Annotated in this window: 10 protein-coding genes; 6 read left to right on the forward strand and 4 right to left on the reverse strand. The window is 59.8% G+C overall.

Going from position 1 to position 11,903, the window contains the following annotated elements:
• Nucleotides 1-1,063 (reverse strand): ATP cone domain-containing protein (locus tag ACIOU6_RS26780; RefSeq protein ID WP_401139665.1); only part of this gene is annotated, 1,063 nt, incomplete at its 3' end.
• A gap of 737 nt (nucleotides 1,064-1,800) precedes the next feature.
• Between ACIOU6_RS26780 and ACIOU6_RS26785 the strand changes: the two genes are divergently transcribed.
• A complete protein-coding gene (locus ACIOU6_RS26785; RefSeq protein ID WP_221733035.1) occupies nucleotides 1,801-2,523 on the forward strand; it encodes a response regulator in 723 nt (240 codons plus the stop codon).
• Entirely contained in the window at nucleotides 2,520-4,130 is a 1,611-nt protein-coding gene (locus tag ACIOU6_RS26790; protein WP_221733034.1) for an ATP-binding protein, read from the forward strand. The genes ACIOU6_RS26785 and ACIOU6_RS26790 overlap by 4 nt, the downstream gene beginning before the upstream one ends.
• 55 nt (nucleotides 4,131-4,185) lie before the next feature.
• On the opposite strand, the gene ACIOU6_RS26795 is transcribed toward ACIOU6_RS26790, so the two are convergent.
• Complete coding sequence (locus ACIOU6_RS26795) at nucleotides 4,186-4,911, reverse strand: 4'-phosphopantetheinyl transferase (RefSeq protein WP_401139669.1); 726 nt, start codon at nucleotides 4,909-4,911, stop codon at nucleotides 4,186-4,188.
• A gap of 139 nt (nucleotides 4,912-5,050) precedes the next feature.
• On the reverse strand, nucleotides 5,051-5,842 hold the full coding sequence (locus ACIOU6_RS26800) for a dienelactone hydrolase family protein (protein ID WP_401139672.1): 792 nt from the start codon (nucleotides 5,840-5,842) through the stop codon (nucleotides 5,051-5,053).
• Between the two features lie 142 nt (nucleotides 5,843-5,984).
• Here ACIOU6_RS26800 and ACIOU6_RS26805 point away from each other — a divergent pair, with 142 nt between their 5' ends.
• From ACIOU6_RS26805 to ACIOU6_RS26815, 3 genes are all read left to right on the forward strand, one after another.
• Nucleotides 5,985-6,590 carry a porin family protein gene (locus ACIOU6_RS26805; RefSeq protein ID WP_221733031.1) on the forward strand — a complete coding sequence of 202 codons (606 nt, stop codon included), beginning with the start codon at nucleotides 5,985-5,987 and terminating at the stop codon, nucleotides 6,588-6,590.
• A 148-nt stretch (nucleotides 6,591-6,738) separates the two neighbouring features.
• Nucleotides 6,739-7,416, forward strand: coding sequence for a response regulator transcription factor (locus ACIOU6_RS26810; RefSeq protein WP_008079190.1), 678 nt, complete (start codon nucleotides 6,739-6,741; stop codon nucleotides 7,414-7,416).
• Nucleotides 7,413-8,759 (forward strand): ATP-binding protein, encoded by a 1,347-nt coding sequence (locus ACIOU6_RS26815; protein ID WP_401139675.1) that lies wholly within the window; start codon nucleotides 7,413-7,415, stop codon nucleotides 8,757-8,759. The genes ACIOU6_RS26810 and ACIOU6_RS26815 overlap by 4 nt, the downstream gene beginning before the upstream one ends.
• 188 nt (nucleotides 8,760-8,947) lie before the next feature.
• On the opposite strand, the gene ACIOU6_RS26820 is transcribed toward ACIOU6_RS26815, so the two are convergent.
• The gene (locus tag ACIOU6_RS26820) at nucleotides 8,948-9,946 is read right to left on the reverse strand and encodes an AraC family transcriptional regulator (RefSeq protein ID WP_401139678.1); all 999 of its coding nucleotides are present in this window, start codon (nucleotides 9,944-9,946) and stop codon (nucleotides 8,948-8,950) included.
• 353 nt (nucleotides 9,947-10,299) lie between these two features.
• Here ACIOU6_RS26820 and ACIOU6_RS26825 point away from each other — a divergent pair, with 353 nt between their 5' ends.
• The gene (locus ACIOU6_RS26825) at nucleotides 10,300-11,634 is read left to right on the forward strand and encodes a dicarboxylate/amino acid:cation symporter (RefSeq protein WP_221733028.1); all 1,335 of its coding nucleotides are present in this window, start codon (nucleotides 10,300-10,302) and stop codon (nucleotides 11,632-11,634) included.
• Nucleotides 11,635-11,903: the final 269 nt, after the last annotated feature.

The following is an 11,903-nucleotide window of genomic DNA, read 5'->3' on the forward strand; positions in this document are numbered from 1 at the left end:
ACTTGTTGTCGAAGGACGACAGCAGGTTGTAGAACTCGATCGCGCGGTCTTCTTTGTTCTTCTCTTCGATGGCCAGGCCCATGGCCACGCGCATGAAGAAGATCTGCGGCAGTTCGAAACGCACGCCATCCTTGTGGATGAAGTAACGGTCGTACAGGGTTTGCAGGCCCAGGTAGGTGAATTGCTGATCACGCTCGTGGTTGATCGCCTTGCCCAGTTTTTCCAGGTCGAAGGTGGCCAGCACAGGGTTCAGCAGTTCGAACTCGATACCTTTGGCGACATAAGCCGGCAGTGCCTTGGCGTACAGGTCGGCCATTTCGTGGTGAGTGGCGCTTTCGGCCACACCCAGGAAGCCCAGGCCTTCGGCGCGCAGGGTGTCCATCAGCAGGCGTGCGGTCACGAACGAGTAGTTCGGCTCGCGCTCAACCAGGGTACGGGCGGTCATCACCAGGGCGGTGTTGACGTCTGTCAGGGCCACGCCGTCGTACAGGTTTTTCAGGGTTTCGCGCTGGATCAGGTCACCGTCGACTTCTTCCAGGCCTTCGCAGGCTTCGGTCACGATGGTGTTCAGTCGGCCCATGTCCAGTGGCGCCAGGCTACCGTCGGTGCGGGTGATGCGGATCGACGGGTGAGCGTTGACCGCTGCTTCCGCCGGGGCGTGGGCTGCGCGTTCTTTGGAACGACCGTCGCGGTAGATCACGTAGTCGCGTGCCACTTTCTGCTCGCCGGCACGCATCAGGGCCAGTTCGACCTGGTCCTGGATTTCTTCGATGTGGATGGTGCCGCCCGAAGGCATGCGACGCTTGAAGGTCGCGGTGACCTGTTCGGTCTGGCGGGCAACGGTGTCGTGGATTCGCGACGAAGCGGCAGCGGTGCCGCCCTCAACTGCGAGAAACGCTTTGGTGATAGCGACGGTGATCTTGTCATCGGTGTAAGGAACGACAGTGCCATTACGCTTGATCACGCGCAGTTGACCAGGCGCGGTGGCTGCCAGATCCGAAGACGAATCAGCGGCCTGCGGCAAGGTGCCCTGCGGGTTCTCGCGAGTTGTGTCGGTTTGCATGGGTGTCTCCACGTTCTCTATGTTTGTTTGGGCACCATCACGGTGCCCACCGTTCCGTCCTGAAGCACTACAACCGGCACGTGCCGGGTATAACGACTTCGGGACAGTTCAGGAAGAAGGCCTTGTGGGCGCCGCTTCCATGCCGAAGTCTTCGGTTCGCGCGATACGCGTGAGACCGCATTCCTTTCGGGGAGCAGTTTCGCCACTGCAACACCCGTACCGTTATCGTCGTGATCGACTGAAAAACGGTAGCCATCCGCAGGCGCGGTTTGGGCTTGTAAAAATACGTTTGGTTCAACCTGACAATGGCAATAAAAAGCCTTGAATTCACTGTCCGGTTTGTGTTTGGTTTTTTACGCAAAACCCTACATGTAGGGTTTTTTTGCGAACGGGCTACAAGATAATGCGTTTCAGGGGCGGATTGCAACGCACAGCTTGTGGATAACCCTGTGCGTAAATTGTGTGTGAAACAGGGAATTCCCGTGTAGGCCGCGAACCTGCTGAGCTAGACCGTTTGTCACTGTTTTTTCGCCTGGAAAAACGCTTCAGCGGATTTTTAAGGGCGCGAACCCTATCACAAAAAACGGCCTTGTCCGAACGCATTTACCGACTTGTGTTCTGGCTGGACGCCGTTTATACAATCGGCCCATGCGTACGCATTCTTATCCTCCGAAAAGATGACAAAAAGACCGGAGGATCCTTCCTATATTCGTAATTCTGGCAAGCAGAGGTCACCGGTGGAGCAACAAGCCTTTCAGGTATTGATAGTCGAGGATGATCAGCGTCTGGCCGAACTCACTCGCGACTACCTGCAAGCCAATGGACTGCGCGTGGACATCGAAGGCAACGGTGCGCTGGCGGCGGCGCGGATCATCAAGGAGCAACCGGATCTGGTGATCCTCGACCTGATGCTCCCCGGCGAAGATGGTTTGAGCATCTGCCGCAAGGTGCGCGACCGTTATGACGGGCCAATCCTGATGCTTACGGCAAGAACCGACGACGCCGACCAGATCCACGGCCTCGACCTCGGCGCTGACGATTACGTGTGCAAACCGGTGCGCCCGCGACTGTTGCTGGCGCGGATTCAGGCGTTGCTGCGACGCAGTGACACGCCCGAGCCGACCACGGAGAAATCCCGGCGCCTGCAATTCGGCCCGCTGGTGGTGGACAACGCCTTGCGCGAGGCCTGGCTGAGCGACAGCGGCATCGAGTTGACCAGCGCCGAGTTCGACCTGCTCTGGTTGTTGGTCTCCAACGCCGGACGCATTCTGTCACGCGAAGAAATCTTCACGGCGCTGCGCGGCATCGGCTACGACGGTCAGGACCGCTCGATCGATGTACGCATTTCGCGCATTCGCCCAAAAATCGGCGACGACCCCGACCATCCGCGTCTGATCAAGACCATCCGCAGCAAAGGCTACCTGTTCGTCCCAGAGGCCTGCGCAGACCTGGCGCTGTGAACTCGATCTTCCTGCGTATCTATGGCGGCATGTGCGCAGCCTTGATTCTGGTGGCCGTGCTCGGCGTGCTCGCACTGAACCTGCTCAATCAGGTGCGCAGCGAGCAGTACCGCGAGCGCCTGGCCCATGGCACGTTCTCGCTGATGGCCGACAACCTGCAACCGATGAATGAAACCGAGCGTCATCGTGCGCTATTGGTTTGGGAGCGATTGCTCGGGATTCCGCTGGCGCTGAAGACCTTTGCCCAGACCGGCCTGGACCTCACCCAGCGCACTCGCGTACTGCGCGGCCAAGCGCTGGTCGAGCAAACCGGGCCGCATGCGGCGAAGGTCTATCGACTGGTCAGCGACAAAGAACAACTCGTACTCACCGGCGAGGTGCAACAAATCAGCGAACAACTGGCCCGGGCGACTATTTACCTGCTGGCCGATGAACTGGTGCGCGTACCGGTGGGCGAGCAGCCCAAACGGCTGGCGCAAATAAAGAATGAGAAGGGCTTCGGTTTCGATCTGCAGCTGGTCACGGTGAATGACGCCGACATGGACGAAGACCAGAGTCGCCGGGTGTCCGAGGGCGATACGGTGATGGCGTTGGGCAAGGGCGGCGATTCGATCCGCGTGTTTGCCGGCATGGTTGGTACGCCCTGGGTGCTGGAGATCGGGCCGCTGTACCAGATGAATCCGTATCCACCGCAATGGCTGGTGTTGATCGCCGCGCTCGGGCTGACCTTGATCGGCCTTATCGTTTATCTGCTGGTGCGCCAGCTCGAGCGCCGTTTGCGAGGCCTTGAAGCAGCGGCTACGCGCATCGCCAAGGGCAGTCTGGAAACCCGCGTGCCCGCGCGCGGTGCTGACTCGGTCGGGCGACTGGCTTCGGCGTTCAATGGCATGGCCGAACACCTGCAACAGTTATTGGCGATCCAGCGTGAACTGGTGCGTGCGGTGTCCCATGAACTGCGCACGCCGGTGGCGCGGTTGCGGTTTGGCCTGGAAATGATCGGCTCGGCAACCACGCCGCAAGCCCTGGAAAAGTACCGTGAGGGCATGGATCACGACATTGAGGACCTCGATAAGCTGGTCGATGAAATGCTCACTTATGCGCGGCTGGAGCAGGGGGCGCCGGCGCTGACGTTTCAACGCATCGACCTCGACGCGTTGGTCAATCAGGTGATCGAGGAGTTGGCGCCGTTGCGCGCCGAGGTCACGGTGCAGCGTGGCTTGTGTCTGTCCGCCGCCGATAACGACGATGCCTGGGTCGAGGCCGAGCCGCGTTATCTGCATCGGGCCTTGCAGAATCTGGTGAGCAACGCCATGCGCCATGCGCGCTCGAAGGTCACGGTGAGTTATCAGGTCGGGCAACTGCGCTGTCGGGTGGATGTCGAGGATGACGGGCCGGGTGTGCCAGAAGTGGCGTGGGAGCGGATCTTCACGCCGTTTTTACGCCTGGACGACAGCCGCACCCGGGCGTCGGGTGGGCATGGGTTGGGCTTGTCGATTGTGCGACGGATCATCCATTGGCATGACGGGCGGGCCATCATTGGCAGGAGCAAGAGTCTGGGAGGGGCTTGCTTTAGCTTGAGCTGGCCGCGCAATCAGGAGCGGCGCTGAGCCTTGTGGTGGCTTGGCTGGCCAGCGATGAGGCCCTGACAGCCAATAAAGATCTTCAGGCTTTGATGCTGACCAGACTCAACAATTGCCCATCCTGCACCCCGAACTGCGCCTCCAGCTCTGTCCCGTTGCGCCATTCGCCGGACAGGTCCGTCAACAGGCGCAAACGTACCTGACCCTGTTCAGTCCACTCCAGGACTTCGGCATGCTCGAAGTAAAAGCGTTTTTGCACGATCGGGTACAACGCCTTGAACAGGCTCTCTTTCACCGAGAATGTCAGCGTGACCAGCAACGCCAATTGATCCCGCGCGCCAGCGGCCATGCGCTGCATTTCCGCCGGTGTGAGGATCTCCCCGGCCAGGCGCTCGGCACGCTCGATGTCGAGCAGGTTTTCCAGATCCATACCCAAGCCGCGCCAATGTTGCTTATTGGCGACAATCGCTGCCGCACGGCCGGTGCTATGGGTGATCGAGCCGCTGATGTGCGCCGGCCACACGGGGGCCCGATCTTCGCCAATCGCTGGAACCATGCCACTCCCTTGCAACTGTTGCAGCGCCGCCCGGGCGCAGAGGCGTCCGGCGAGAAACTCGGCCTGACGTTTGGCCACCGAACGCTGAATACTTGGCGGTGGCTCGATGGCGCTGCGTTGAAAGTCATCGCCGAGCAGTTGTGACGGATCGAAACGGGTACTGAGCAGCACCGTGTCGGATAGCACCGTCGGCAATGACCAGTGGGCATCGAGCGGGGAGCAGCAAGCGGGGAGGGTTGGGGTGAGATTCATGGCGGGCATTTTGCCGGTTAGTCGATGCAAGGTCGAGATCGGTGGTGAAGCTATCGCGAGTAGACCCACTCCAACATGGGCGCGTATTCCCAATGCATGAGTGAGCCCGCTGGCGATGGCCGCACCGCAGTTGTTCTGATCAGCCGAAGATTTTTTTGAAGAACGCTTTCATATCCGCCCAGGATTTTTCATCCGCAGCCTTGTTGTAACCAATGTCCGGGCCGCCGTGTTCGCCATGGCTCAAGCGATCGGCATCCGGATTGGTAAAACCATGCTTGGCGCCCTCCAGACTGACGAACGTGTAGTCAGCTCCCGCCTTGTCCATTTCCGACTTGAACGCGGTGACGTTGTCCGGTGTGACCATGCTGTCCAGCGCGCCATGCTCCACCAGAATCCTCGCCTTCACGCTGCCGGGCGTGGCCGGTGTCTTGGTCGCCAGCGCGCCATGGAAACTCACCACCCCCGTCAGCGGCACACCTTGGCGCGCTGCGTTCAACACGACGCCACCGCCGAAGCAATAGCCGATGGCTGCGAGTTTGTTCACGTCGGTCTGGGGCTGTTTTTTCAACAAATCCAAGCCGGCAGCGAAGCGTTTACTGGCGGCGTCGGCGTCCTGGGTCGCTGCCTGCATGAACGCCATCGCATCTTTCGGATGCTCGGTATTTTTCCCTTCGCCGTACATATCAATCGCCAGCGCGCTGTAACCGAGCTCAGCCAGATCGCGCGCGCGGCGCTTGGCGTAATCGTTCAAGCCCCACCATTCATGCACCACGACAATGCCGGGACGGACGCCTTTGATAGCGTCGTCGTACGCGTAGTAGCCCATCAGCTTGCTGCCGTCGGCGCTTTGGTAGGGGATTTCTTCGGTCTTGATCGCCGCTTGGGTGAGGCAGCTTGCGGCCAGCAGGGTGAGGGCGAGGAACAGGCGCATGGTCGGTCTCCATATCGAAAAGTGGTCAGAGCAGCCTAGTCGATTTGGTTCAGGTCAGGTTCAGAGAGTGTTCAGGGGCGGTACAGGGGAGGGGCAGTAACCTTGCGTCATACCCAAACAGCACTGTGAAAGAGGAAATACCATGACTCGTTTAAACAAACTGCTGCTGGCATTTACCGTAATGAGCGCCAGTATCGCGGCCCATGCCGACACCACTTCGAACTTCGCCGGCCTGACCTTCGGCCAGACCAGCGACAAGATCAAAAAATCCCATGCCCTGAACGACAACCTCGATCACCCTAACGCCACTGGCGCGATCGACGGCAACAATACCTACGGCGTACGCCTCGGTCAGCAAAACAGCCAGGGTCGCTACTACGCCACCTACGACAACGTGTCGGGTTCGCACAATGGCATTAAACTGCGTCAGGAAAACCTGCTGGGCAGCTACGATCTGTTCTACCCGGTGGGCAACACCACCAAATTGTTCGGCGGTGCGACGGCCGGTTTGACCAAGCTGACTCAGGAATCGCCAGGCTACAGTCGCGACAGTGACATCGGTTATGCGGTCGGCGGCCAGTTCGGTGTTTTGCAGCAAGTGTCGCAAAACACTTCGGTAGAACTCGGTTACCGTTACCTGCGTAGCAACGCCAGCACCGAGATGAGCGAGCGCGGCGGCAGCAAACAGGGTTCGCTGGGCTTGACCAGCAGCGCCCAGACGTACCTGTCGGCCAACTACTCTTTCTGATAGAGCAGTCAGCCTGAATGTGGGAGCGGGCTTGCTCGCGAAAGCGGTGGATCAGTCAATGAAGATGTCGACTGACACATCGCCTTTGCGAGCAAGCCCGCTCCCACAGGTGTGTTGTTGGAGATTTTGATTTACTCAGGAGAGCGATATGAAACTGTTGGTCGTCGAAGATGAAGCGCTGTTGCGTCATCACCTGCAAACCCGTCTGACGGAGAGCGGTCACGTGGTCGAGTCCGTGGCCAATGCCGAAGAGGCGCTGTACCAGACCGGGCAGTTCAATTTTGACCTGGCGGTGATCGACCTCGGTCTGCCGGGCATGGGCGGCCTCGACCTGATCCGCCAGTTGCGCTCAGGCGGCAAGACCTTCCCGATCCTGATCCTCACCGCACGCGGCAACTGGCAGGACAAGGTCGAAGGCCTGGCCGCCGGCGCTGACGACTACGTGGTCAAACCGTTCCAGTTCGAAGAGCTCGACGCGCGCCTGAATGCCTTGTTGCGACGCTCCAGCGGTTTCACTCAATCGACCATCGTCGCCGGCCCGTTGCTGCTTGATCTCAATCGCAAACAGGCCACCCTCGACGAGCAACCGCTGGCGCTGACCGCCTACGAATACCGCATCCTCGAATACCTGATGCGTCACCACCAGCAAGTGGTGCCCAAGGACCGCTTGATGGAACAACTCTATCCGGACGATGACGAGCGCGATCCGAATGTGATCGAAGTGCTGGTCGGCCGCCTGCGCCGCAAGCTCGAAGGTCCGGCCGGGTTCAAGCCAATCGACACCGTGCGTGGTCTCGGCTACCTGTTCAATGAGCGCTGCACTTGATTCGTTCCCTTCGCGTTCGCTTGATGCTCGCCGCCACCACGTTGGCGGTGTTGTTCATGCTCGCCTTGCTGCCGGCGATGCAAGGCGCGTTCAGCCTCGCGTTGCAGGACTCGATCGAACAGCGTCTGGCGTCGGACGTCACCACGCTGATCTCCGCCGCACGCATTGAAAACGGCCGGCTGGTGATGCCTTCGCAGTTGCCGGATGAGCGCTTCAACCTCACGGACCTGCGCCTGCTCGGTTACATCTACGACCGTTCAGGGCATCTGGTCTGGCGTTCGAAAGCCACCCAGGAAGAGCAGATCAACTACAAACCGCGTTATGACGGCCTCGGCAACGAGTTCGCGCGGATTCGCGAGGCCAGCGGCCAGGAATTCTTCGTCTACGACGTGGAAGTCAAACTGCTCGGCGGCAAAAGCGCCGCGTTCAGCATCGTTGCCTTGCAACCGGTGCGCGAGTACGAAAGCACCCTTGAAGGCCTGCGCGAAAATCTTTACCTGGGTTTCGGCGCAGCCTTGCTGGTACTGCTGGCGCTGTTGTGGATCGGTCTGACCTGGGGCCTTAAAGCCCTTCGCCAACTCAGCCAGGAACTCGACGAAATCGAAGGCGGCACCCGCGAAAGCCTCACCGAACAACACCCGCGCGAACTGCTGCGACTGACCGGTTCGCTCAACCGCTTGCTGCTCAGTGAGCGCCAACAACGCAGCCGCTATCGCGACTCGCTCGATGACTTGGCCCACAGTCTGAAAACGCCGTTGGCGGTGCTGCAAGGCGTCAGCGAAGACATGGCCCAGCGCCCCGAAGACCGCGATCAGGCTTGGGTGCTGCAAAGCCAGATCGAACGCATGAGCCAACAGATCAGCTATCAACTGCAGCGCGCGAGTTTGCGCAAAAGTGGTCTGGTGCGGCATCAGGTGCGGTTGCAACCGGTGCTCAAAAGCCTGTGCGACACGCTGGACAAGGTCTACCGTGACAAGCGTGTGCGGGTGGCATTCGATCTGCCCGAGCATTGTTATGTGCCGATCGAGCAGGGCGCCTTGCTGGAGATGATGGGTAACTTGCTGGAAAACGCCTATCGCCTGTGTCTGAGTGAGGTACGCATCAGCGTGCGCGAGACCATGGCCGGGGTTGAGTTGTGCGTCGAGGACGACGGCCCGGGCGTGCCGCCTGATCAGCGTGCGCGGATTCTTGAACGTGGCGAGCGGCTGGATCGTCAGCATCCGGGGCAGGGGATTGGCTTGGCGGTGGTCAAGGACATTATCGAGAGCTACAACGCCAAGTTGATGCTGGGGGATTCGCCGATGGGCGGGGCGGCGTTCAGGATTCATTTTCCTCCCGTTTGATCGCTGGCCTTTCTGGCCCCTTCGCGAGCAAGCCCGCTCCCACAAGGGGAACCTTGAACGCCACACAACCTTGTGGGAGCGGGCTTGCCGCGAAGGCGTCCGTGCAGCCCACGCAAGGCTTACTGTTACAGCTACGCCAGAATCATCAATGTCATGCTCAACGATTTGGCCGGGCTGATCTATTGCTCTTAATGTTCCTGCGCCCGATAAGCCCCCGGCGTCAGCCCTGTCCATTTCTTGAACGCACGGTGAAACGCCGACGGTTCGGAAAATCCCAATTGCTCGGCGATCTGTTGCAACGACAGATCCGCCCGCCCCAAATGGTAGATGGCGATATCCCGCCGCAACTGATCTTTCAACTCCTGAAAACTGCTGCCGTCCTCGCGCAAATGCCGACGCAGGGTCTGCGGGCTGATGTGCAGGTGCGCGGCCACCGCTTCCAGATCCGGCCAGTTCGCCGTGTCGCGGCTGAGCATGCGACGCAAGCGGCTGCTCAGGCTGTCGCCGTCATCCGGGCGTGACAGCAGATCCGCCGGGGAGCGTTCGAGGAAATGCTTGAGGGTGCGTTCGTCCTGCAGCAAGGGCATGGGCAGGTAGCGACTGTGAAACAGCAGGCTGCTTTGCGCGGTGCCGAACGTCGTGGGGCAGGGGAACAGCAGATCGTATTCAGCGCCATGCGCCGGTTTCGCATAGCTGAACGTGGCGTGTTCCAGGCGAATGCGCTGGCCGATCAGCCAACTGCCCAGGCGATGCCAGATCACCAGCAGGCTCTCGCTGAGAAAGTGATCCGGGTCCCATAACGGCGAATCGTCGAGGCTCAGCCGCACCCATTCGTCTTCGCGGCTCAGGGTCAGGCGCGGGGCTTGGGGGAACAGGCTGTAGAACAATAAACCGCGTTGCAGGGCTTTCTCCAGATTGCGGCAATGAATCGAGGCATGGCACATCATGGCGAAGCTGCCGGGTTTGCTTGGTGCGTTGCCCAGTCCCAGGTACTCGTCGTCCAGCGCCAGCCACAGGCCCTGGATCAAACGGGTGAACTGCTCCGGGGCAATGCGCGCACGAGGCTCGTCGAGCAGCTCGGAGCTGATCCCCAGTTGCTGCAACAGGTCCGAATAGTCGAACCCTGAGCGGCGTGCGCCACCGAGGGCGGCACGGGCGAAATGGCTGGCAATGGTGCGTTCGCGCATAAGCGGCAAATCCTTTCTCAGGCGCCGGATGGTAGCCGGGGTCCATGAACGGCAACAAGGCGGATTTCCGCCAAATTGTAGGACGAGAACCGGTGAGTTGGCGGAAATCCGCCAGGATGGGGTCGATGAACGCTGACATCGATGAGCCTGCAATCCCTGATATCAAAAGGCTTGCTGCGAAATGCACCAAAGTGGCACGACGCTTGCGATAGGAGTGTCAGAAGCGTGCGTTGATCCGCAGGATAAAGCGCCATTCGACACAACAAATCCCTCCAGTGCAGGAGGGTTCGCAATTTAAGGTTTTGCAGGCAACAGATGGATGTTGCTCTGCGGGACGCTTGAGGACACTTGCAATGACGACTCGTCAGCCACTCTACAAATCCCTGTATTTCCAGGTGATCGTTGCCATCGCCATCGGCATTCTGGTCGGTCACTTCTATCCGCAGACCGGCGTGGCGCTCAAGCCGCTGGGTGACGGGTTCATCAAACTGATCAAAATGGTCATCGCACCGATCATCTTCTGTACCGTTGTCAGCGGTATCGCTGGTATGCAGAGCATGAAGTCGGTGGGCAAGACCGGCGGCTACGCGCTGCTGTACTTCGAAGTGGTTTCCACCATCGCCTTGCTGATCGGTCTGGTCGTGGTCAACGTTGTGCAGCCGGGCGCCGGCATGCACATCGACGTGACAACGCTGGATGCCTCGAAAATCGCCTCTTATGTGACGGCCAGTAAAGACCAGAGCATCGTCGGCTTCCTGCTCAACGTCATCCCGAACACGATCGTTGGCGCGTTTGCCACCGGCGATATCCTGCAAGTGCTGATGTTCTCGGTGATCTTCGGTTACGCCCTGCATCGCCTCGGCTCCTACGGCCGGCCGCTGCTGGATATCATCGATCGCTTCGCGCATGTGATGTTCAACATCATCAACATGATCATGAAACTGGCGCCGCTCGGTGCGCTGGGTGCCATGGCCTTCACCATCGGTGCTTACGGTGTCGGCTCGCTGGTGCAGTTGGGTCAACTGATGATCTGCTTCTACATCACCTGCGTACTGTTCGTCGTCGTGGTGCTGGGCTCCATCTGCCGCGCGCATGGTTTCAGCGTGTTGAAACTGGTTCGCTACATCCGTGAAGAACTGCTGATCGTGCTGGGTACTTCCTCGTCCGAGTCGGCCCTGCCACGCATGCTGATCAAGATGGAGCGTCTGGGCGCGAAGAAATCCGTTGTGGGTCTGGTGATCCCGACCGGTTACTCGTTCAACCTCGACGGTACTTCGATCTACCTGACCATGGCGGCCGTGTTTATCGCTCAAGCGACCGACACCCACATGGACATCACTCACCAGATCACCCTGCTGCTGGTGCTGCTGCTGTCCTCCAAAGGCGCTGCCGGTGTCACCGGTTCGGGCTTCATCGTGCTGGCGGCTACGCTGTCGGCGGTCGGGCACCTGCCGGTGGCCGGTCTGGCGCTGATCCTGGGTATCGACCGCTTCATGTCTGAAGCTCGCGCGCTGACCAACCTGGTCGGTAACGCCGTTGCCACCCTCGTTGTGGCCAAGTGGGTGAATGAGCTGGACACCGACGTGCTGCAAGCCGAGTTGGCCTCGGGCGGTCGTGGTATCTCCGATGTGCGTGAAGAAGATGACCTGGGTGTGGCTGAAGGCCCAACCCCTAACAGCGTCAGCTAACTCGCGCTGGCATGAAAAAAACCCGCTTCGCAGACTGTGTGAAAACACGCTGAAGGCGGCCTAAGCAAACGCCCCGACTTGTTCGGGGCGTTTGCTTTTGTGCAGGTAACAGAAAAAAGGCTTTTCAGCCCATCAACTCCATCATTCGGCGTACACCCAGCACATTGATCGCTCTGATCGCTCTTTTGAGGTTGTAGGCGTTCACCGCCAGGGCCATTTCCGCTCTTGCCCCCGCTAGCTGTCGCAGCAGGAAGCGGCCGTTTCCAAAC

This window comes from Pseudomonas sp. NPDC087615 (assembly GCF_044743445.1).
Taxonomy (GTDB): Bacteria; Pseudomonadota; Gammaproteobacteria; order Pseudomonadales; family Pseudomonadaceae; genus Aquipseudomonas; species Aquipseudomonas baetica_A.

Bases quoted from the DNA above. Each gene is read 5' to 3' on its own strand.
- ACIOU6_RS26795 (WP_401139669.1), bottom strand. From the start codon at position 4,911: ATGAATCTCACCCCAACCCTCCCCGCTTGCTGCTCCCCGCTCGATGCC.
- ACIOU6_RS26800 (WP_401139672.1), bottom strand. From the start codon at position 5,842: ATGCGCCTGTTCCTCGCCCTCACCCTGCTGGCCGCAAGCTGCCTCACC.
- ACIOU6_RS26805 (WP_221733031.1), top strand. From the start codon at position 5,985: ATGACTCGTTTAAACAAACTGCTGCTGGCATTTACCGTAATGAGCGCC.
- ACIOU6_RS26810 (WP_008079190.1), top strand. From the start codon at position 6,739: ATGAAACTGTTGGTCGTCGAAGATGAAGCGCTGTTGCGTCATCACCTG.
- ACIOU6_RS26820 (WP_401139678.1), bottom strand. From the start codon at position 9,946: ATGCGCGAACGCACCATTGCCAGCCATTTCGCCCGTGCCGCCCTCGGT.
- ACIOU6_RS26825 (WP_221733028.1), top strand. From the start codon at position 10,300: ATGACGACTCGTCAGCCACTCTACAAATCCCTGTATTTCCAGGTGATC.